The organism is Natronobacterium gregoryi SP2, from assembly GCF_000230715.2.
Lineage (GTDB): Archaea > Halobacteriota > Halobacteria > Halobacteriales > Natrialbaceae > Natronobacterium > Natronobacterium gregoryi.
The window spans coordinates 2,826,544-2,846,592 of the sequence record NC_019792.1 but is presented as its reverse complement, the minus strand read 5'-3'; the positions used below and the strand labels follow the sequence as shown (position 1 = coordinate 2,846,592).

Sequence of the window (20,049 nt, the reverse complement as noted above, 5' to 3'; positions counted from 1 at the left end):
CAACACTTATGAAGCGATCGGGAAAAGGGACCGATATGAGTGCAGACGAAGGCGGATCGATACCGTCGGACTACGAAATCGCACAGTCAGTAACCACGAAACACATCACCGACGTCGTCGAACCCTACGGCCTCGAGGCGGACGACCTCCAACTGCTCGGCGAGGAGACAGCGAAGGTCGAACTCGAGGCCATCGAGCGGCTCCGCGAGGAGGGCGACCCCGCGGGCAAGACGATCCTCGTCACCGGGATGACGCCGACGCCGCTAGGCGAGGGGAAGACGGTGACGACGGTCGGACTCGGGCAGGCGTTGAACCAACTCGGGGAAGACGCGCTCGTCGCGATCCGGGAACCGTCGCTTGGCCCCGTCTTCGGCGTCAAAGGCGGGGCCGCGGGCGGTGGCTACTCGCAGGTGCTCCCGATGGAGGACATCAACCTCCACTTCACGGGCGACCTGCACGCGTTGACCTCCGCACACAACCTCATCGCGACGATACTGGACAACCACATCAAGCAGGGCAACGAACTCGACATCGCGGTCAACTGGATCAACTGGCCGCGTGCGATCGACATGAACGATCGGGTCCTCCGCGAGACGGTCGTCGGCCTGGGCGGCGACGTGACCGGCATCCCCCGCGAGGACGGGTTCATCCTGACCGCTGCCTCGGAACTGATGGCCGTGCTCTGTCTCGCCGACGGACTCGAGGACCTCAAAGAACGCATCGCACGGATCATCGTCGCCTACGACGAGGACGGCGACCCGGTCACGGTCGACGACCTCGGCGCGACCGACGCCGCCGCGATCCTCTTGAAAGACGCACTGAAACCCAACGTCGTCCAGACGATCGAGGGGACGCCGGCGTTCGTCCACGGCGGTCCGTTCGCCAATATCGCCCACGGCACCAACTCCCTGATCGCCGACGAGGTCGCCGCCCACCTCTCGGAGTACCTCGTCACCGAAGCCGGCTTCGGCTCCGACCTGGGGGCCGAGAAGTTCATGAACATCGTCTCCCGCTTCGGCGACGTCGAACCCGACGCCGTCGCTCTCGTCGCCTCCGTCCGCGCGCTGAAGTACCACGGCCAGGACATGTGGCCGCCAGACGTCGACGCACTCGAGGAAGAAGACGTCGACGCCGTCTACGACGGCCTCGAGAACCTGGAGAAACACGTCCGGAACCTCCAGCAGTTCGGCGTCCCGGTCGTCGTCGCCGTCAACCGCTTCCCGCAGGACACCGACGCCGAGGTCGAGGCCGTCGTCGAGCACTGCGAGGACGAACTCGGCGTGCCGGCCGCAGAGTCGACCGTCTTCGCCGAGGGCGGCGAAGGCGGGATCGAACTCGCCGAACACCTCGTCGAGGCTGCCGACGCCGAGTCGGAGTTCGAACCGCTGTACGACCTCGAGGCTTCCATCGAAGAGAAGATCGAGACCGTCGCCACCGAGATCTACGGTGCCGACGGCGTCGAGTTCCACAGCGACGCCAGAGACGACATCGACCGGCTGACAGAACTGGGGTTCGACGACGTGCCGATCTGTCTCTCGAAGACGTTCCACTCGCTGAGCGACGACGCGAGCGAGAAGGGCGTCCCCGAGGACTGGACGCTCGAGGTAAACGAGATTTACCCGTCGGCAGGAGCGGGTTTCCTGGTGGTGTTGACCGCCGACGTGCTCACGCTGCCGGGGCTCCCGGCGGAGCCAGCAGCCGAGAGCATGGAACTGCACTCCGACGGGAGTATTTCGGGGCTGTTCTGAGCGAGCGGTCTTTATTCGCTCGTTTCGACCTGCCACAGCGCCCGGTACAGCGTCTGCAGGTCACACTCACATCGGTCGGCGACGTCTTGACACGTCTCGAGGTATCGTTCGTACGCCGCCGGGGACGGCTCTTCCGGGTACGGCTCCTCGAGTTCGCCACAGTCCTGCAGGACCCCCCACTCCCGGTCGCTCAGCACGAGATAGCGGCCGGGGTCGAGAAACTGCAGGAACGCAGTTGCGACGGAGGGATCGACGCCGGACAGCGTCGTCAGGGCCTCGAGTTTCGCCTCGGTCTCGTCGGCCGCGAGCGCGTCGTCGATGGCGGCGTGGACCGCCTCGTACTCGTTGTCGCCGAAGGCCGCCTCCCTGCGGCGGCGAGCGGCGTTGTCGTAGTCGAGGCGTCGCCGATAGTACCACTGGACGACCCACTCTACGTCGCGCCAGCCGTAGTCGCCGCTCTCGAGCGTCGCCGGCATGATCTCGCGGTGTTCGTCTTCGACGGTCGCGAACGGGTGGGCGTCGGCGTACTCGTCGGCGAGCGCGTCGACGGTGTCTGCGGTGAGTTCCATCCTGCTCGCGGGGTACGACGGCCGACCGTGTGAACGTTTCCGTCACGACGACGGTCGATACTGCGGCGCGGCGGCGGTCCCGGAGAAACTTTGATTGCCGTCGGCCGAGACGATACGGTATACCATGACCAGCACTCACACAGGTGATCCCGATGTCGACTGACGACCCCGAGTCCGGACCGACGAAGACGATCTGTCCGTACTGTGGCGTCGGCTGTGGCATCCAGGTCAAGCAGGGGGAGGAACCGGGCGACGTCCAGTTCATGCCGTGGGGCGACGCGCCGGTAAACGAGGGTCGAGTCTGTATCAAGGGCGGCGCGGCGACGGAGGTCGTCGACCACGAGGACCGACTGACCGAGCCGCTGATCAAAGAGGACGGCGAGTTCCGAGAAGCTAGCTGGGAAGAGGCCTACGACCTGGTCGTCGAGGAACTCGAGCGCATCCGCGAGGAATACCGTCCGGACGCGATGGGCTTTTTCGGCTCCTCGAAGACGATGAACGAGGAGAACTACCTCCTCCAGAAGATCGCTCGCCGGTACGGCACCAACAACGTCGACAACTGTACGCGGATGTGTCACGCTTCGACGGTCTGGGCGCTACGGACGAGCCTGGGCGCGGGCGCGATGACGAACAGCATGGCCGACTTAGAGGAGGCGTGTGACCTGTTCTGGATTCAGGGTGCGAACCCGGGCGAACAGCATCCGATCGCGAACAGCCAGTACTTCCGCCAGGCCGTCCTCGAGGGCGCGACGGTGATCCAGGTCGACCCGCATGCGAACAAGACGACGCGCTCGTTCCAGATCGACGAGACGGATCGCCACCAGCACCTCCAGTTGAACCCCGGCACCGACATTCCGCTACTGAATATCGTCCTCGAGACGATCCTCGACCACCACGAAGAGCACCCGGCGGACGGCTGGATCGACGAGGAGTTCGTCGAGACTCGCACCGAGGGGTTCGAGGATCTGAAAGAGACCCTCGAGGGCTTCGACAAGGAGGCCGCCGCCGAGGAGTGCGGGCTCGATCTGGAAGCGATCGAACTGGCCGCCGAGAAGTACGCGAAAGCGGACAACGCCGCCATCTTCACCGGGATGGGGATGAGTCAGCACGCCTGCGGCGTCGACAATGTCCAAAACGAGATCAACCTCGCGTTGATCACGGGCAACATCGGCCGGCCGGGGACGGGCGTCAACCCGCTTCGGGGACAGAACAACGTCCAGGGGACTTGCGACGTCGGCGCGATGCCGAACGTCCTCCCGGGCTACCAGCTGGTCGACGACGACGAGGCCCGCACCCGCGTCGAGGACGTCTGGGGGTTCGAGGTACCCGACGAACCGGGCCTGACCAACGTCGAAGTCTCCCACCAGTTCGGCACCTCGGTCCACGGTCTGTACGTCATGGGCGAAAACCCCGTCATGTCCGAACCCGACGCCAACAGCGTCGCCGAGCGCATTCAGGAACTCGAGTTCATGGTGGTTCAGGACATCTTCATGACCGAGACGGCGAAGTACGCCGACGTCGTCCTGCCGGCGACGACCTGGGCCGAACGCGACGGCACCGTCACGAACACCGACCGGCGCGTCCAGCGGATGCGCGGCGTCGACAAAGTACACGAGAACACGAAACACGACCTCGAGATCCTCTCGGAAGTCGGCTCTCGGCTATTCGGCGGCGAGGAGTCACGTTCCTCGGAGAGCCGGACGGAGTCCGGCGAGGGCTTCGACTTCGACGATCCCGAGGAGGTGTTCGAGGAGCTCCGCGAGGTCTGTCCGATCTACCACGGGATGACCTACGACAACCTCGGGGAGGAGGGACTGCACTGGCCCTGCTACCAGCCCGGCGACGAGGGCGATCCATTCCTCTACGAACACGAGTTCGACACCGAGAGCGGCAAGGGCCACATCGAGGGCGTCACCCACCAGCCGCCGAAGGAGACGCCCGACGACGAGTACCCGCTGATCCTGACGACCGCGCGTCTCGAGGAACACTACAACACGGGGACGATGAGTCGCCGCTCGCCGACGCTGAACCGCCAGACGCCGGAGAACTTCGTCGACGTCCACCCGAACGACGCCGAACGGTACGGCATCGAGGACGGCGAGAAAGTGGGCCTCAAATCGCGCCGCGGCGAGATCACCGTCGAGGCACAGGTCACCGAGGACACCAAGGAAGGCGTCGTCTGGACGACGCCCCACTTCGCGGCCGCCTCCGCGAACAAGTTGACGAACGACGTCCTCGACGAGCGAGCGAAGATTCCAGAGTACAAGGCCGCAGCCGCAGAGATCGAGGTCGGCCTCGAGCCGGCGGCCGACGACTGATCGGCTCTCTCAGGAGGTCACCGCTCGTCGTTTTCTCTGTTTTCGGACAGTCTCGAGCGGATGGCAACGACGATCGATCGGCGTCCGCGTTCGCGCTCGCGAAGCGTTCCGGCGAGACCGACGAGCGCGATCAGGGCGAGGAGTGCGAAGGGAGCGCCGGTCAACACGGCCATTGCCTGCAGGAGTTCGGCGCTGTCGGTGACAAGTACCGAGATGGCGACGACACCCTGGAAGATGCCCCAGAAGAGGATCGCACCGGTGGTCGGGGCGAACTCGCGTCTGGTCGCCAGGACTGCCACGACGAGCGTCGACGTGTCGGCGGAAGTCGCCATGAAGACGACGATCAGCGCCAGGAAGACGAACACGAGCAACTGGCCGATCGAGAACGCCTCGAAGACCGGAAAGCCTGCGACGGCTTCGGACCGACCGTGGGCGTCGATCGCCGCGAGCGCGTCGACGGTACTCGTCTGCTGGAGGTGAAGGGAGGTAGAACCGAGCAGGAGAAACCAGACGATCGTCGCAAGCGACGTTGCGACGAATCCCGTCAGGACAACCGTTCGAATGCGCCGACCTCGGGAGAGCGCCGCCAGAAAGAGGCCGGCAAACGGTGCCCAGGAGAACCACCACGCCCAGTTCCAGATCGTCCAGTCGGCGACCCAGCGGTCGGCGACCAGTCCGTTCCCGAGGTGGAGACTCATCGGAACCGCGTGTCTCGCGTAGCTTCCGACCGCATGCACACTGCTTTCGACCACGACGGTTCGTGGCGCAACGGCGAAAAACAGCGCAGCGAACAGGCCGAACAACACGACGTTGACGCCGGCGATCCGCCGTATTCCTCGATGGACGCCGCTCTGTGCCGAGACGACGAAGACGAACGTCAATCCGGCGACGAACAGGACCGATTCCGCGACGCCGAACCCGACGCCCCACTGGACGTCGATCCCCGTGAGAAACTGGTCGCCGACGAGTGCGATCGAGGTCGCGATGCCGCCGATCGTCGCGAAGACGGCGAGCAGATCGACGAGTCGACACCAGACCGAATCGAGGTTGTCGACGCCGAGAAACGGCGTCAGTATCGTCGATACCCGAAGCGGTGCGTCCTGCTGGTACACGTAGTAGGCGATCGGCACGCCGACGGCGATGTAGACGCTCCAGGCCCAGAATCCCCAGTGAAACAGCGCGTAGGTCAACGCCGCTCCCGCCGCCTCCTCTGACTGTGGTTCGACTTCGAAATACGACGGCGGCGTTTCGTAGTGAAACAACGCTTCCGCCGGCCCCCAGAAGACGATTCCGGCGGCGATGCCGGCCGTGAAGACCATCGTGAAGTAGACCGGATACGTGTAGGCCGGTTCGACGTCAGATCCACCAAGTCTCACCGATCCCCAGGGCCCGACCAGCAGCGCCAGACAGAACGCTACTGCAAGCAAGACGATTCCGGAGAACAGCCAGCCTGCATACGTCGTGACGGCCGCCTGTGTGGCAGCGACGACCGCCATCGTCGTCGACGGCAGCAACAACTGCCCGAGGAAAAAGAGCCCGAACGCGAGGACTGGCACGCCGACCGTAACCGGATCTTGTCGGTCGAGAAACCCCTCGAGAACGTCACCAACCTCGAGTCGGCGAACGCGAAGCAGGTAGTCCGAATCGAACGCTTGTTCGCGCTCGTCGCTTGCGGTTGGTAACACTGCAAGGTAGCTCAGACCGGAGGCGAAGAACACGAGCGAAATAGTGAGCCAGGCGCGACCGGATATCGTCTCGCCGACGAGTTCGGGGAAGAAAAATCCCGACACGACGACGATTCCCGAGAGAACACAGAGCGGGGCCAGCAGCTTCCGGAGCATCCGTTCGGCCGTGCTGACGCCCTCGATGCCCATGTCGGCCGGTCAACAGCCGGTCCTAAATCAGTTCCCCACCACCGAAAGCGGTATTCCGGTTCCGGGTGGACGAAAGTCGACCTCGCCTTCGATCGTCGCCGAACACGTCCTGTCTGTATTTCGATAGAACGTGGTTCGCTCCGTGGAAACCGTGACGGCGACTCGGACGGGCTGTCGAAAGTCAATGACGTCGCGACCGAAGGTTGGTCGTAACCGCGCCAATTCGTTCGACAGCGGTCCGTCTCACGCGTCGTCCGTGTCTTCGAACAGCGACTCGGCGGATTCGTTCGCGAGAACCGATCGGCCGAGGAGGCGGCCACCGATCGCCGTCGGACTGACCACCTCGTCGGCGCCGACCTGCTCGAGTTTGCCAACGTGCTGGCGGTCGTTTGCTGCGGCGACGATGCGGACCTCCGGGTTCGCCTTTCGTGCGGCGAGGACGGCCAGGACATCGTTGGCGTCGTCCCGCGTCGCGACGACGACACCCGACGCGTCGCCGACCCTGGCGTCCTGTAACGTCTCTTCGTGGGTCGGATCGTCGGTGAGGACGTTGACGTCCCGGTCGTTCAGTTCGGCGGCGTCGTCGACGTCACGAGTGACGATCACGACGTCGATCTCCGTCTCGAGTTCGTCGAGTACCGATTCCGTGATGTCGCTGTGCCCGAGGACCAGGACGTGGTCCTCGAGGAGGGAGAGTTCTGACGGTGTCATGTTTCCGAACGCAGTAGCCATCCGTTTCTCGATTGCCGGGACGATCAGTGATCCGATCGCGACGGTGAACGCCCCCGTTCCGAAGAGGATAACCGAGAGCGAGAACCACTTTGCTTCGGTCGTCAGCGGCGTGATGTCGCCGTAACCGACGGTTGCGATCGTGACGACGACGTAGTACACCGAGTCGCCCCACGTCTCGAGTCCGGCGAACTGGTCTTGCAGGGCGTACGAGCCGATAGTGCCGTACAGGACGACGCCGACGATCGAGGACAGTGACGCGATCTGGAGCGACGAGAGTTCGATCCGCTGGTCGAACGCGTCTCGGTTGACGAGCAACAGCGGGAGTGCCACGAGCACCGAGAGCAAGAGGGGAATGTCCGTCGTCTGGAACGTCGTCAGTGGCAACACCGTCGCGAGCGGGAGTGTGACTAGCCCGAGGTACCACGCCAATCGCTTGCGTCGTTGTAGCCCGATGACGAGCGCGCCGAGAACGAACGCGAGCAAGACGCCGGTAAACTGCACGACTCCCGGTTCCCACGGAAGCAAGGCCGCCAGTGGTCCGTCGTACGTTACGGCCGGCCGGCTGAGATTCGAGAGGCCGGTGACGAACGCGAGGACGGCGACGAACCCGGTCAGTACGACGGCCGTTTTCGCTCCGGAGAACTCCTGCCAGTGGACGAGCCGAATCCGCTCGCTGTGATAAAACAGTCGCTCGAGCGCCGGCTCCGATGAGTCTGGCGAGTCGGTTGCCACCCGAGACGGTACCAGCCCAAGCTATATAACTACTGGCGGAGGCGGAACCGCGCCGCCGCTCGACAACCGGCAGTGGTATGTTATATGGTAACAAAAGTAAGGGTTATGTGTTGTCCCGTCGATACTCCTCACGAGCCGAGGACGAGGGCACATGTACGACAACGTTTTGATCGCGACGGACGGCAGCGACGCAGCCCAGGGATGTGTCGACTACGGCCTCGAGGTCGCCGAACGAACGACTGCAAAGATACACGCCGTGTACGTGGTCGAAACCAAAGCAACCTACATTCTGACGGTCGGTCTTTCGGACGCCGAACTGGAACAGTACAAGGAGTACGGCCGCGAAACCGTTACGGAGGTCGTTGAAGAAGCCGTCGAACGAGGACTCGAGGCAAACGGTGTCGTCAAGACTGGCCGTCCGTCCGAAGAGATCGCCGAGTACGCGAGTGACAACGACGTCGACGCCGTCGTCATGGGAAAACAGGGCCACGGTGCGGTCGACAGACACCTTGGCAGTACTGCGGAAAACGTCATGCGAAGGGTAGACGACGCGGTGACTGTCGTCGTCGAGGGTTGACGCCGACCGGTATGTCCCCGCTCACATGCTTCCCACGCGGTGGTCGTGCCACGCCCCACAGCCACGGCGACTCGACATCACATGGCTTATTCGAGTCTGCTCCATACCCCGGATATGCCTCGTTCGAGCGTCTCTCCGGGACCGATCGCGAACCAACTATTCGAGAGCGGCTTTCGTCTCGCGGTGATCGGTGGGCTCTCGGTGGTCGTCGCGCTCCACTGGATGGGCGCACTCTCGCTTCTCGAGCCAGTTACCGTCGTTCTCGTGGCGCTTTTGTTTCCGATCTATCTCGTGTTCGTCTCGATGCTGTTGGCAGTGTGGCTGGGATACGACAGGGACGAGACGAACCTACAGCGCGTCGACAGCGAAGAGGCCGACGATCCGTGGGAAGGCTGGCCGTGGTGAGAGCGAACGGGGCGACCGAGGGGGTGTAAGCGGATGCATTGGCGTGGCCGAACGATCGTTCGGCTGTTCTTGCTCACCGGCGGCACGGCTTTTCTGGTGACGGGAGCACTCGGCGGTGACGTTCTGAATGTCGTGCTCGGTGCTGTTGCAGCGAGTCTCGGTGGTGTCGGGCTAGCGTCCGAGTGGACCGAAACTATCAGCTGACGATACATTTGGGCTCCCCAGGCTGAAGCCGTGGGTTTTCGCCTCGCACCATATATAAGTTCCATCGGCGTCGTTTCTGAAACATGTCGAACCTCGTCGCGACCGGGGCCACTGTGCTCGCAGTAGCGTTTGCCGTCGGGAGTGTCGCCGCTCTCTTGGCAGGGAATCACTTTTTGTCCGGAACGCTGCTTACGTTCGTCGCGTTCGCGATCTACTTCCGGGAGAGCAACACGGAGTGAGCTACACGGAACGAGCGTCGCTGCCACCCAAACTATATGATACCGTCGTTCGAATATTTTTCTGGGCTCACGGACATGCTAGACAACATCCTGATCGCTACGGACGGGAGCGACGAGGCGTCAGTAGCGGTCGAGCACGGACTCGACCTCGCAGAGGTGTTCGGGGCGACGGTTCACGTGATTTACGTCGTCGAGACTGAAGCGGCGTACATTCTCACGATCGGCGTAAGCGACGACGAGATGAAAGAGTACCGACAGCTCGGAGAGGAAGTCGTCACCGACATCGTCGAACGGGCCAAACAGCGAGGACTAGACGGCGTCGGTGTGGTCAAAACGGGGAACATCTCACAGGAAATCGTCGACTACGCACAGGAGACCGATATCGACAACGTGGTCGTCGCCGAACGAGGCCGTGGAACGGTCGAGAAGTATCTCGGCTCCAACGCCGAGAACGTCGTCCGAATGTGCTCACAGCCCGTCACCGTCGTTCGGTCGTCCAAGAACGTGTAACGCTCACGTCACGCGAGTCGACAACCGAGACCAGCCTCACCGTCGCCCGACGTCCCGAACGCAAAACGGTGACAGGACGTCCGATGGGCGGTGCGAAATCGAAACGCGGACTCGGACTGTCGGTTCCCGAACAGTGTCGTCACCGAACGACCGGTAGACCGCTGTATAGCATTTCCGTCACGACCGCGTCCCGGTGAAAATAGGTACAACAGCTCGTTCAGTCGCCGACATCGACGTCGACGACCCTGTCACCTCTCGTCTTGACCTCTGTCACGAGGTCGCCACGCTGGGTCGTGACGACGACGTCGTTGTCTTCCTCGAGTTCGTCGACAACCTCGGCAAACTCGTCGGACTCGAGGATCGCATACTCCGTCTGGAGTCCCTGCAACACGGCGTAGATCATGAACAGTAAGATGACGGCAAACGGGAGGCCGCTTGCGATAGCGGCTGCCTGCAGTGCCTCGACAGCGGCGTCGCCGCCGGCGATCAACAGCGCCGCTGCGACGAGTCCTTCGGAGGCCGCCCAGAAGACGCGGCCGGTGGCTGGCGTCTCGTGTTTGCCGCCGGTGCTTAGATGCTCGAGGACGAGTGAGCCCGAGTCGGAGGAGGTCACGAAGAACGTCGTGACGAGTATGATCGCGATCGTGGACAGGATGATTGTCCCTGGCATCAGGTCGAACATCGCGAACATCGCGAGTTCTTCGCCGACGTCGAACATCGGGCCGCTGACTGCACCGGCGGTGTCGTCGGCCATCTCGAAGTTGAGTGCGGTTCCACCCATCGCTGCGAACCAGGCAAACGAGAAGACGACGGGGATCAGGAGGACGCCACCGACGAATTCACGAATGGTTCGGCCTTTCGAGATGCGTGCGATGAACATCCCGACGAACGGCGACCAGGAGATCCACCACGCCCAGTAGAAGACCGTCCAGTCGACCAGGAACGCGCCTTCACCCTCGCCACCGGGGCCGTAGAACTCCGACCCCTGGAAGTAGTGGTTGTCGAACGAGTTGCCAAAGAACGATAGTTCGAAGAAGTTACCGATGTAGGCGCCGATACCCTGTGGAAGCGCCCCGAGGATGAAAAGCGTCGGTCCGAGGACGAACACCGAAAACAGGAGAACGATCATCAGCGTGAGATTCAGGTTACTGAGACGTCGAATACCTTTGTCGAGGCCGAGATAAACCGAGATAACTGCAAGGCCCGTGACGAGGCCGATGATCAGGACGGCTACCCCGGTTGCGTCCGGGACAGCAGGGAACGCACCGACCTCGTCGCCGACGAACGTTAGTCCGGCGTTGATCTGTAACGCGCCGAGTCCGAGGGATGTGACCAACCCGAACAGTGTCGCGAAGATGGTGAAGATGTCGATGATATGTCCCGGCCAGCCGTAGATTCGGTCGCCGAGCACCGGGTAGAAGATCGAACGGAACGTCAGCGGCAGTCCGCGATTGTACGAGAAGAACGCCAGCCCGAGAGCGACCAGTGCGTAGATGGCCCACGGGTGAAAGCCCCAGTGGAACAGGGAGACGGCCATCGCCACTTCGCCGGCACCTTCGGTCCCAGCTTCGGCACCGAGGTGTGGATCGAAGAGATGGAAGACCGGTTCGGCGACACCGAAAAACATGAGTCCGATTCCCATGCCCGCGCTAAACAGCATTGCGATCCAGGAAATATCGCTGAACTCTTTCTCTCCGTCGACGCCGCCGAGTCGGATTACACCGTACTTACTGATAGCGAGATAAATCATGAAAACTATGAATATGTTCGCGGCCAGGATGAACAACCAGTCGAAGTAGTCAGAAACCGCAACTCGCGTGTCCTGGTATAGCGCTCCAGCCTGGTCCGGAAACGCCAGCGAGAGGACGACGAAGACGACGATCAAGCCGCCCGCAATGAGGAAGACGGGCGGGTTGATGTCGAATCCGAACCCTTGCCAGTTGTTATCGCCCGGTTCTCGATCCGTCTCCGCGTGGAACAATTGTTCCTGTATCCCTTGCTTGCTTTTATCTGCCATGGTTCTCTCCGTGTGGATGTCTCCCTTCGATCCGTGGCCAGCCTTTTTCGACACTCCGGTCGGTCGGTTCGCCCTCCAGCCTCCCCCTACGAGAGCCCCTCATGTAAACATGTCACGAATGGCATCGCCTCCCAACCACAGTTCTGCGGTACCTTGCAATTCCGTATATAGTTTTGGTACAGAGACTGATTATTTTACCGAGAGCGATCGGTACCGAAGAGCGACCCGAGAGGCGAGACACACAGCGAGAGCGGACGTTCAAAACCGGACGAAGACGGAGCCGAGACGCGACGGTGTCGCGAGAAACGAAACGACGAACGTGACGACGGCAAGACCGAACGAAACTGCGGTAATTCCGAGGAGAACCGGTCCGGACGTCGGCCAGGCGAGCGTCGTGAACATGACGCCCGTCATCGAGCCGACGACGAGCAGCAAAAACGCCATAGAGACGCGAAGCCCCATCTGCCGGGGGTTGAACCCACAGCCCGGACAGCCCACCTCATCCCCCTCGAGTTCGTACCCGCAGCGTTTACACTGGGGCGTTTCACCGTCGAACGGGCGCATACGCTTCCGTCGTCACGAACTGTCAAAAAGGTGTGTGCCGCTTTCGTGAAACGAACTGCCGGGTTGTCGGCGTCGCTACCGGCCTCGGCGGAACGTACCGAGGACGCGCTCGAGGAGACCGGGTTCGTCTTCGAGAGGCGGCATCGCTGGCATGTAGTTGACGAATTCGTCGTTCGATCGATCGGTGGAATCTGCTTCTGTACGCATTCAGTTTGGACTTTGAACCAGGGTGAGTTAAGAATTACGAGCTACTGTTTGCCAATTTCAAGCACTGCGAAAGCGCACGCAGGAAGGGCATGATCACTGCCGACCACCGAGTGGGCTACACCTGTTTCCCGTCCATCACGACTCCCACAACACTTCTGCTCACTGTCATCTATAGTCGAGCGATCGGTCGTGGTTCCGAGACAGGAATCTGCCGCTAAACGACCACACCGTGTCTTTGTGGCCGAATTCGTTTCCACCCGCTCTCGGTGGACTCCTACTTTTATGGGCGTTCCCGGACACCTGACTGGTAATGTCTGGCAATGGGCCACCACAGACGGAACGAGCGGATCATCCGAACTATCCGAGCGTCGACCAGTCGGACAGAACGCTCCCGAGAAACCTGCGACAGTCCGGCGATCCGGGGATCGAACTGCTCGTCTCGACGCGGGTTCGCAAGTCACCGTTTTTCCACAAGTCGTTTGTCGAGAACGACGCGTGGCGAGCGACGGTCTACAACCGCATCTATCACCCACGCGGGATGCTAGAGCCCGAAGAAGGTGGGATGATGGAGGAGTACGACGCACTGGTCAATCACGTCACCCTGTGGGATGTCGCCGTCGAACGGCAGGTTCGCGTGAAAGGACCCGACGCCGAGGCGCTGACCAACTACGTCATCACCCGCGACGCGACCGAGATCGAACCGATGCACGGGAAGTACGTCATCCTCTGTAACGAGGACGGCGGCATCCTCAACGATCCCGTCCTGTTGCGACCGGACGAGAACGAGTTCTGGTTCTCGATTTCGGACTCGACACTGATGCAGTGGCTTCAGGGCGTCAACGTCGGCAAAGAGTTCGACGTCGAGATCGACGAAATCGACGTCGCGCCGATGCAAGTCCAGGGACCAAAATCCGTCGACGTGATGGTCGAAGTCGTCGGCGAAGAAGTCGAGGAAATCCCCTACTACGGACTGATGAAAGCCGAAATAAACGACGTGCCAGTCCTCGTGAGCCAGACCGGTTTCTCCGGCGAGAAAGGATTCGAAATCTACGTCAAGGAGGCTTCGAAGAACGCCGAACGCGTCTGGGACCCCGTCCTCGAGTCCGTTCGGAATCACGGCGGGATGCAGGTCGCACCGGCCCATCACCGCCGGATCGCCGCCGGCATCCTCTCGTGGGGCCAAGACATGGACCACGAAACCTCGCCGTTCCAGGTCAACCTCAGCTACCAGGTTCCCGACGACAAAGACACAGCGTACGTCGGCAAGGAAGAACTCGAGCGCCAGCAAGAACAGATCGAGAACGGCGACTACCCGTTCGTCCACAAGATGGTCGGCCTCAAGATGGCCGGCGAGCCGGTGCGCGACTACGCGCCGGACTTCTGGCTCGTCTCCGATCCCGACACCGGCGAGAAGTGTGGCTACGTCACCTCGCCGTGGTACAACCCCGAACTCGAGACGAACCTCGCGCTGGCGTTCGTCCCGGCCGAGAAACTCGACGGCGATCCGATGGCCGTCTACGACGGCAACATCGAGACGGAGTTCCAGGTCCATCTGCCCGACGAGTACGCCGAAGAGCCAGGTGAGCCGGTCTACGCCAAGGTCTCGGAGGTACCGTTCAAGCCGTCGGTCAACCCGAGCGCCCGCGAGAAAGCCAAACTAGACGCCAGGGAGGAGGCCTCGGAGTGAGTCGTGGCCGCGTACACTCCGACGGCTGTCGGCCGGGACGATCGACACGTACGTACGGCTCGAGCAACGACCGTCCGTCGACTGTGCCCATAACGGAGGGAACTGATGTCGTCTGAGATACGGACTGGCGAGGTGGCAGACGGGATCGTGACACTACTCGAGGAGCCACGCTTCGAGCTGATGCCGTTCGACAGTATGGACGACCAACTCGAACACCTCCCTGACGGGGCAGAGATCGCGATCACGACCTCGCCCACGCTCGGGCTTGAGGCGACGATCGACTGGACCGAACGCGCCACAGATCGTGGATTCGAGGTCGTCCCACACGTCGCAGCACGCTACGTCCGCGACGAGGATCACCTGGCGGAGATCGCGGGACGGCTCACGGACGCAGGTGTCACCGATGTCTTCGTTCCCGGCGGCGACCGGGAGGAGCCGATCGGCGAGTTCACGTCGGCCTACGACCTGCTGTCGACACTCGAGGACCTCGCGTACGAGTTCGAAGGAATCGGGATCACCGGCTACCCGGAGGGACACGACTTCCTCGACGACGAGGTGCTGGCCGAGGCGATGGCGAAAAAGGAACCGTACGCGACCTACATCGTGACGCAGTTGTGTTACGATCCGCAGACGATTCTCGAGTGGATCGAGGAGATCCGCGGCCGCGGCGTCGACCTGCCGGTCGAGGTCGGTATCCCCGGCGTCATGAAGTATCAGCGGCTGCTACAGATTTCGCGGAAGGTCGGCGTCGGCGACTCGATTCGGTTCCTGCAGAAGACTAGCGGCGTCCTCGGCTTTCTCAAGGAACTCGTCGGCTCTCGGGGCACGTACGTCCCCGACGAACTGGTCGCGGGGCTCGCACCGTACGCGACTGATTCTTACTACGACGTTTGCGGAGTCCACGTCTACGCGTTCAATCAGGTTCCCGACCTCGAGTCGTGGCGGTCGGAGACGCTGACACAGTACGGGTGACGACTCCGGTCACTCGTTGGATTTCCGTTCCTGCTCGGGGTGGTCGGAGACGAACACGCTCGTGTTCGGCGGGACGTCCTCGGTCACCCAGGAGTTCGCACCGATGCTGGCGTGATTACCGACGGTAAGCGCACCCAGGACTTTCGTTCCGGCTCCGATAACGACGTGGTCACCGATATCCGGGTGACGCTCGTATTCCTTCTGTAACATCTGCTCGTCGTTCTCTTGCTCTTCGAAGTGGAGCGCGCCGAGTGTCACGTCCTGGTAGAGCCGCACCCAGTCGCCGATCGTCGCGGTCTCGCCGACGACGACGCCCGTCCCGTGATCGATGAAAAAGTAGTCGCCGATCTCCGCCCCCGGATGGACGTCGATTCCGGTGACGGTCTTTGCGTACTCGGTCAGTTCCCGTGCGTACTCCGGTTCGCCGGCCTCGTACAGGACGTGTGCGACCCGTTGCATCATGACCGCCTGGATGCCGGGATACGACCGAATCACCTCGACGTAGGACTTCGCGGCGGGATCACCCTTGTACGCGGCTTCGACGTCTTTTTTCAGTGCCACCCGCAGCGCCGGGAGCTGCTCGAGAACGGTGTCGACCGTCCCGGTCGGATCGGTCCCGGTGTACGGGCCGATCCCGCCAGCGTAGAGTCTCCCGAGTTCGGATAGTAACTCTCGTATCGCCGCCGCCTCCTCGAGCAGGGCTGGGGCGTTCCAGCATCGTGGAAAGAAGAGTCGCCTGAGATACCCCATCTCCGCCCGTCGATGTTCCACCGTCGGAAAGTCCATCGCTGGGCCCGTCGGGAACGGGTCGCCGTCGTCCTCGTAGGACTCGAGAAGCCGCTCGTGTGCGTCGCCGGTGTAGCTGTACTCCATATCTGTGTCGTTCGGGCACGACGTACAAAGATGTTCTAACGTGTGGGGAGATATCGTTCAGAGTGCCGTGTTGAGTAACGTCCTCGCTGTAAACGGCGAAGCTTCCCACGCAGGAGGAATCCCGGGTTTGGGCCGTGGTACTACTGTCGGACAGGAGTGAATACGAAGTTGGTCGCGGATTCGTGGCCGTCTCCACCGGTGACGGCCCCAGCAGAGCGACCGATCGTCACGTCGTTCTGTCCGGCAGTATAAGTCAGGCATGCTTCCACCAGACCGCGTAGGCTTGTAGTCACGTTTCTGCGGTGGCTGGATCGGCGTGGCTGAAACAATTTGAAAACGAAGAGGTCCGTCGTTCTACCTTACGAAAGACACACTCGGTCCAATTTCTATAGCCGTGCGGTTGGATACGGTAGCTCAGATCCTCTTAGTGGAGTCCACCGATGAGGTCGTCGGCGTCTTCGATGAGAAACACGGCGTCTCTGATGTCGTGTTTCTCAGACAGTTCAGTGAGAGATTCTTGCGCAATTGGAATTGCATACGTCGAAAATAGCCGTGAATGCATATTTCGGTTGGTTTCTGGATCGACTACGGCGTACAGCCAGTGCTGTTTGTCGTTGATCCGGATTGTCTTCTGATCGACCGCAACTCGATCCGGATTCGCACCACCTTCCGGCTGGAGAGCAGCCTTCTGCACCCAGTTGTAAACTACTGTTCGACTGCGTCCGACACCTAACTTCTCGAAGAGAATAACTGTATTTGAAACTGAGAACTTGGCCAGATAGTGTCGAATATGCTTTTCAATGATCTCACGAGGTGTCCGTTCTCGCTGCACAAACGCCACGTCAATCCACTCAGTAGATTCGTCGAGGCGGTCGGTTTCGGCCATGAGCATCCGAATCTTCGACTGCCTCGTTCCTAACGTAACACCACCGCCGGTGTCGGGGCAACATTCAAGATGGAACAGTGTGAGCTACCGATGACTGGTGGACCGCGTGGAAAAAGAATACGTCGACGACGTAACGGAGGTGGAGAGCCTCACCGACGAGGAACACGCTGCACTCGAGGACGCGGGCCTCGACCCAGACGGCGTTGTGGAGAAACGGTTCTCCTATCGGACGTTGCTAGACGAGGGTGTCGACGAGTCGGTCGCGGCTGCGCTTCGCAGGCAGTTCTCGCTTCCGTGGTCGTACGAGAGCGACGGCGATCTCGACCGGCGCTCGAACGAGGTGCGGGGACTCGCCGACAGCGAACGAAAATGGATCGCCGTCAGCGGGGACGACGACTGGCAATCGTTCGACTACGAGACCGAGGACATCGACGTAGTGCCCCGGAAGAAGCCGGACGAACGGCCGTACCCGAAGCCGACTCCCGTGACGGCCGTCACCGGTGTCGGCCCCGACGACGCGGAGAAGTTGGCGGAGGCTGGCATCGTCTCGGCCGACCGGCTGGCGACGATCAACGCGTTCGAGGTCGCCGACGCACTCGAACTGGACGTAATTCACGTTCGCACGTGGCGTCACAACGCCCGAGAGTTGCTCTCGTGAGGGGCGGCCGGCGACGTACTATAGAAATACGTAATGCAGGTAATCGAGACCATCAGAGATATATAGCGCACTGTTGGAGGATCTAGCAGATGATTCCGATCGACGATTCACCGATCGTCCGCGACGGAAAGTCACTGATTTTGGCGATGGACCACGGCCTCGAGCACGGTCCTGTCGACTTCGAGGAGGTACCGGAGAAGCTAGACCCTTCGACGGTGTTCGAGACGGCGACCCACGACGCCGTCACCTGTATGGCGGTCCAGAAGGGGGTCGCCGAGGGGTATTATCCCAGCTACGAGGACGACGTCAACCTCCTGTTGAAGGTAAACGGCACCTCGAATCTGTGGATGGGCGAGTACGACTCGGCGATCAACTGCTCGGTCGACTACGCCGCCGAGATCGGTGCCGACGCCGTCGGTTTCACCCTCTACGGCGGCTCGAACCACGAAGTCGAGATGGCCGAAGAGTTCCGCGACGTACAGGAAGCGGCCCGCGATCACGACCTGCCGGTCGTCATGTGGTCGTACCCCCGCGGCCAGGGGCTCAAAAACGACACCAAGCCCGAGGTCATCTCGTATGCGACCAGACTCGGCCTCGAGCTAGGTGCCGACATCGCGAAGGTCAAGTACCCTGGCAGCCCCGAGGCGATGGAACACGCCTGCAGGTGTGCCGGCGACATGAAAGTCGTCATGAGCGGTGGGTCCAAGACGTCGGACTACGAGTTCCTCTCGACGGTCGAAGCCGCCATCGACGCCGGCGCGAAGGGACTCGCCGTCGGACGCAACGTCTGGCAGCGCGAGGATCCAACCCGGCTTCTCGACGCGCTCGAGAAGGTAATCTACGAGGAAGAGACGGCCGACGCCGCGCTCGAAGCGACGGAGTAGCATGTCAGCCAGTGATTCCGACCTCGATCCAGTCGAGAACGTCGTTGCCACGATCGCTCGCTCGGCGACCGAGATCCGCCAGGGACTGGTCGGTCGGAGAGGGAAAGCCGACGAGGAGAACCCAAGCGGCGAGGTCCAGGCCGAGGCAGACGTGTGGGCCGACGAGTTGCTCGCCGACCGGTTGACGTCGATCGACGGCGTCGGCCAGTACGCAAGCGAGGAACGCTCGGAGATCATCGACGGCGGGGACGAACAGGTGTACGTCGCCGTCGACCCGCTCGATGGGTCGTCGAACCTGCAGTCGAACAACACGATGGGGACGGTGTTTGGCATCTACGAGAAGCCACTCCCCGCACCGGGGACCGCGCTGGTCGCCTCCGGTTGGATTCTCTACGGACCGATCACGACGATGGCCTACGCCCGCGACGGCTCGGTCACGAAGTACGAACTCACCGGCGGCGAGCGAACCGTCGTCGAAGAAGCCATCACCCTGCCAGACGACCCACTCGTCTACGGCTTCGGCGGCCGCGTCCCTCACTGGCACGACGAGTTCCGGGAGTACGTCCGCGAAATCGAGTCGAACCCGGACCACAAGCTCCGCTACGGTGGCGCGATGATCGGCGACGTCAACCAGGTGTTGACTTACGGCGGGGTCTTCGCCTATCCCGCCCTCGAGGGCAGTCCTCGCGGCAAACTTCGCCTGCAGTTCGAGTGTAACCCGATCGCGTACCTCATCGAAGCGGCTGGCGGCCGTTCCTCCGACGGGAGCCAGTCGATCCTCGAGGTCGAACCGACCGACCTCCACGACAGAACTCCCCTGCACGTGGGCAACGCCCAGTTGATCGACCGACTCGAGGACGCGCTCGCCTAGACGCGTCCTGTTTTGACCATCGCTCGCCGTCGACGGATCGCGTTCGGGGAATCGAGAACCAACGATGTCTACCGAGGCTGTCTCGAGTACGATCGGCTCGAGGCTGCGTCGTGTACGAGCCAGCCCGATCAGTTCCAGTGACGAGCACGGCTCGCTGAACCGGGAGTCGTTCTTCGACGACCTATGTCTTATACATCCCTGACACGAATTGCCTGCCAATGCCGAGTTCGAAAACGGAGTCACGGTCGCGCTGGTTCGCATGGATATTCGAGGGGCCGGCCGGATGGCCGGCCAACGGGCTCCTCTTTTTGCTGGCAGCTACCTGCTTCACGCTGTCGTTCGTTCGCGGTTACTCCGGCTGGATGACAGCGGGCTGGTTTTTCAGCGTCCTTGCCGTCGCCGAATCGGTTCCGTCTGAACGAGCGACCCTGGCAGGGGCCGTTCGAATCGGCGGCGTCGCCCTCGTCCTTCTTGCCGCCCTCGCAATCGACACTGGGCTCGTTGCGTAGCCACCGACGATAC

The 20,049-nt window shown here is 62.0% G+C and carries 20 protein-coding genes and 1 pseudogene; 13 read left to right on the top strand and 8 right to left on the bottom strand.

The features are described 5' to 3' along the window. Window positions 1-35 precede the first annotated feature (35 nt). Window positions 36-1,748: a formate--tetrahydrofolate ligase gene (locus tag NATGR_RS14190; RefSeq protein WP_015233729.1), complete on the top strand. Its 1,713-nt coding sequence runs from the start codon at window positions 36-38 to the stop codon at window positions 1,746-1,748. Window positions 1,749-1,759: 11 nt separating this feature from the next. Here NATGR_RS14190 and NATGR_RS14185 read toward each other — a convergent pair whose 3' ends face one another. Further along, window positions 1,760-2,317, bottom strand: a complete 558-nt coding sequence (locus tag NATGR_RS14185; protein WP_005578103.1) for a hypothetical protein — start codon at window positions 2,315-2,317, stop codon at window positions 1,760-1,762. Window positions 2,318-2,469: 152 nt separating this feature from the next. Here NATGR_RS14185 and fdhF point away from each other — a divergent pair, with 152 nt between their 5' ends. Beyond that, window positions 2,470-4,635, top strand: a complete 2,166-nt coding sequence (fdhF, locus tag NATGR_RS14180; RefSeq protein WP_005578101.1) for a formate dehydrogenase subunit alpha — start codon at window positions 2,470-2,472, stop codon at window positions 4,633-4,635. A 17-nt stretch (window positions 4,636-4,652) separates the two neighbouring features. On the opposite strand, the gene NATGR_RS14175 is transcribed toward fdhF, so the two are convergent. Further along, window positions 4,653-6,509, bottom strand: coding sequence for a BCCT family transporter (locus NATGR_RS14175; protein WP_005578100.1), 1,857 nt, complete (start codon window positions 6,507-6,509; stop codon window positions 4,653-4,655). A 243-nt stretch (window positions 6,510-6,752) separates the two neighbouring features. Then, on the bottom strand, window positions 6,753-7,973 hold the full coding sequence (locus NATGR_RS14165; protein WP_005578097.1) for an NAD-binding protein: 1,221 nt from the start codon (window positions 7,971-7,973) through the stop codon (window positions 6,753-6,755). Between the two features lie 151 nt (window positions 7,974-8,124). Between NATGR_RS14165 and NATGR_RS14160 the strand changes: the two genes are divergently transcribed. The 5 genes from NATGR_RS14160 (at window position 8,125) to NATGR_RS14150 (ending at window position 9,908) form a co-directional block, all read left to right on the top strand. Further along, window positions 8,125-8,550: a universal stress protein gene (locus tag NATGR_RS14160; protein WP_005578095.1), complete on the top strand. Its 426-nt coding sequence runs from the start codon at window positions 8,125-8,127 to the stop codon at window positions 8,548-8,550. A gap of 114 nt (window positions 8,551-8,664) precedes the next feature. Beyond that, complete coding sequence (locus NATGR_RS14155) at window positions 8,665-8,955, top strand: hypothetical protein (protein ID WP_005578094.1); 291 nt, start codon at window positions 8,665-8,667, stop codon at window positions 8,953-8,955. Window positions 8,956-8,988: 33 nt separating this feature from the next. Beyond that, window positions 8,989-9,159: a hypothetical protein gene (locus NATGR_RS19555; protein ID WP_015233728.1), complete on the top strand. Its 171-nt coding sequence runs from the start codon at window positions 8,989-8,991 to the stop codon at window positions 9,157-9,159. A gap of 83 nt (window positions 9,160-9,242) precedes the next feature. Next, complete coding sequence (locus NATGR_RS19965; protein WP_015233727.1) at window positions 9,243-9,398, top strand: hypothetical protein; 156 nt, start codon at window positions 9,243-9,245, stop codon at window positions 9,396-9,398. A gap of 75 nt (window positions 9,399-9,473) precedes the next feature. After that, entirely contained in the window at window positions 9,474-9,908 is a 435-nt protein-coding gene (locus NATGR_RS14150; RefSeq protein WP_005578091.1) for a universal stress protein, read from the top strand. Between the two features lie 217 nt (window positions 9,909-10,125). On the opposite strand, the gene NATGR_RS14145 is transcribed toward NATGR_RS14150, so the two are convergent. From NATGR_RS14145 to NATGR_RS20480, 3 genes are all read right to left on the bottom strand, one after another. After that, complete coding sequence (locus NATGR_RS14145; RefSeq protein WP_015233725.1) at window positions 10,126-11,925, bottom strand: BCCT family transporter; 1,800 nt, start codon at window positions 11,923-11,925, stop codon at window positions 10,126-10,128. Window positions 11,926-12,183: 258 nt separating this feature from the next. Then, window positions 12,184-12,489: a hypothetical protein gene (locus NATGR_RS14140; RefSeq protein ID WP_005578080.1), complete on the bottom strand. Its 306-nt coding sequence runs from the start codon at window positions 12,487-12,489 to the stop codon at window positions 12,184-12,186. A 75-nt stretch (window positions 12,490-12,564) separates the two neighbouring features. Continuing rightward, the gene (locus tag NATGR_RS20480) at window positions 12,565-12,696 is read right to left on the bottom strand and encodes a hypothetical protein (RefSeq protein WP_015233724.1); all 132 of its coding nucleotides are present in this window, start codon (window positions 12,694-12,696) and stop codon (window positions 12,565-12,567) included. Between the two features lie 310 nt (window positions 12,697-13,006). On the opposite strand from NATGR_RS20480, the gene NATGR_RS14135 reads away from it, so the two are divergent. Then, window positions 13,007-14,383, top strand: a complete 1,377-nt coding sequence (locus NATGR_RS14135; protein WP_005578079.1) for an aminomethyltransferase family protein — start codon at window positions 13,007-13,009, stop codon at window positions 14,381-14,383. Between the two features lie 105 nt (window positions 14,384-14,488). Then, window positions 14,489-15,355, top strand: a complete 867-nt coding sequence (locus NATGR_RS14130; protein WP_005578077.1) for a methylenetetrahydrofolate reductase — start codon at window positions 14,489-14,491, stop codon at window positions 15,353-15,355. Window positions 15,356-15,364: 9 nt separating this feature from the next. On the opposite strand, the gene epsC is transcribed toward NATGR_RS14130, so the two are convergent. After that, window positions 15,365-16,228 (bottom strand): serine O-acetyltransferase EpsC, encoded by an 864-nt coding sequence (epsC, locus tag NATGR_RS14125; protein ID WP_005578076.1) that lies wholly within the window; start codon window positions 16,226-16,228, stop codon window positions 15,365-15,367. Between the two features lie 289 nt (window positions 16,229-16,517). Beyond that, window positions 16,518-17,114: pseudogene (locus NATGR_RS14120) on the bottom strand (IS6 family transposase). A gap of 106 nt (window positions 17,115-17,220) precedes the next feature. On the opposite strand from NATGR_RS14120, the gene NATGR_RS14115 reads away from it, so the two are divergent. The 4 genes from NATGR_RS14115 to NATGR_RS14100 all read left to right on the top strand — a co-directional run bounded on the left by NATGR_RS14115 (window position 17,221) and on the right by NATGR_RS14100 (window position 20,036). Next, on the top strand, window positions 17,221-17,772 hold the full coding sequence (locus tag NATGR_RS14115) for a DUF7409 domain-containing protein (RefSeq protein ID WP_015233723.1): 552 nt from the start codon (window positions 17,221-17,223) through the stop codon (window positions 17,770-17,772). A gap of 89 nt (window positions 17,773-17,861) precedes the next feature. Then, a complete protein-coding gene (locus NATGR_RS14110) occupies window positions 17,862-18,656 on the top strand; it encodes a class I fructose-bisphosphate aldolase (protein WP_005578072.1) in 795 nt (264 codons plus the stop codon). 1 nt (window position 18,657) lies between these two features. Then, a complete protein-coding gene (locus tag NATGR_RS14105; RefSeq protein ID WP_005578070.1) occupies window positions 18,658-19,527 on the top strand; it encodes a class 1 fructose-bisphosphatase in 870 nt (289 codons plus the stop codon). Between the two features lie 218 nt (window positions 19,528-19,745). Then, window positions 19,746-20,036, top strand: coding sequence for a hypothetical protein (locus NATGR_RS14100; RefSeq protein WP_005578063.1), 291 nt, complete (start codon window positions 19,746-19,748; stop codon window positions 20,034-20,036). Window positions 20,037-20,049: the final 13 nt, after the last annotated feature.

Excerpts from the sequence above, each read along its gene's own strand:
- NATGR_RS14190 (WP_015233729.1), top strand. The coding sequence starts at position 36 with ATGAGTGCAGACGAAGGCGGATCGATACCGTCGGACTACGAAATCGCA.
- NATGR_RS14185 (WP_005578103.1), bottom strand. The coding sequence starts at position 2,317 with ATGGAACTCACCGCAGACACCGTCGACGCGCTCGCCGACGAGTACGCC.
- fdhF (WP_005578101.1), top strand. The coding sequence starts at position 2,470 with ATGTCGACTGACGACCCCGAGTCCGGACCGACGAAGACGATCTGTCCG.
- NATGR_RS14175 (WP_005578100.1), bottom strand. The coding sequence starts at position 6,509 with ATGGGCATCGAGGGCGTCAGCACGGCCGAACGGATGCTCCGGAAGCTG.
- NATGR_RS14160 (WP_005578095.1), top strand. The coding sequence starts at position 8,125 with ATGTACGACAACGTTTTGATCGCGACGGACGGCAGCGACGCAGCCCAG.
- NATGR_RS14155 (WP_005578094.1), top strand. The coding sequence starts at position 8,665 with ATGCCTCGTTCGAGCGTCTCTCCGGGACCGATCGCGAACCAACTATTC.
- NATGR_RS19555 (WP_015233728.1), top strand. The coding sequence starts at position 8,989 with ATGCATTGGCGTGGCCGAACGATCGTTCGGCTGTTCTTGCTCACCGGC.
- NATGR_RS19965 (WP_015233727.1), top strand. The coding sequence starts at position 9,243 with ATGTCGAACCTCGTCGCGACCGGGGCCACTGTGCTCGCAGTAGCGTTT.
- NATGR_RS14150 (WP_005578091.1), top strand. The coding sequence starts at position 9,474 with ATGCTAGACAACATCCTGATCGCTACGGACGGGAGCGACGAGGCGTCA.
- NATGR_RS14145 (WP_015233725.1), bottom strand. The coding sequence starts at position 11,925 with ATGGCAGATAAAAGCAAGCAAGGGATACAGGAACAATTGTTCCACGCG.
- NATGR_RS14140 (WP_005578080.1), bottom strand. The coding sequence starts at position 12,489 with ATGCGCCCGTTCGACGGTGAAACGCCCCAGTGTAAACGCTGCGGGTAC.
- NATGR_RS20480 (WP_015233724.1), bottom strand. The coding sequence starts at position 12,696 with ATGCGTACAGAAGCAGATTCCACCGATCGATCGAACGACGAATTCGTC.
- NATGR_RS14135 (WP_005578079.1), top strand. The coding sequence starts at position 13,007 with ATGTCTGGCAATGGGCCACCACAGACGGAACGAGCGGATCATCCGAAC.
- NATGR_RS14130 (WP_005578077.1), top strand. The coding sequence starts at position 14,489 with ATGTCGTCTGAGATACGGACTGGCGAGGTGGCAGACGGGATCGTGACA.
- epsC (WP_005578076.1), bottom strand. The coding sequence starts at position 16,228 with ATGGAGTACAGCTACACCGGCGACGCACACGAGCGGCTTCTCGAGTCC.
- NATGR_RS14110 (WP_005578072.1), top strand. The coding sequence starts at position 17,862 with ATGATTCCGATCGACGATTCACCGATCGTCCGCGACGGAAAGTCACTG.
- NATGR_RS14105 (WP_005578070.1), top strand. The coding sequence starts at position 18,658 with ATGTCAGCCAGTGATTCCGACCTCGATCCAGTCGAGAACGTCGTTGCC.
- NATGR_RS14100 (WP_005578063.1), top strand. The coding sequence starts at position 19,746 with ATGCCGAGTTCGAAAACGGAGTCACGGTCGCGCTGGTTCGCATGGATA.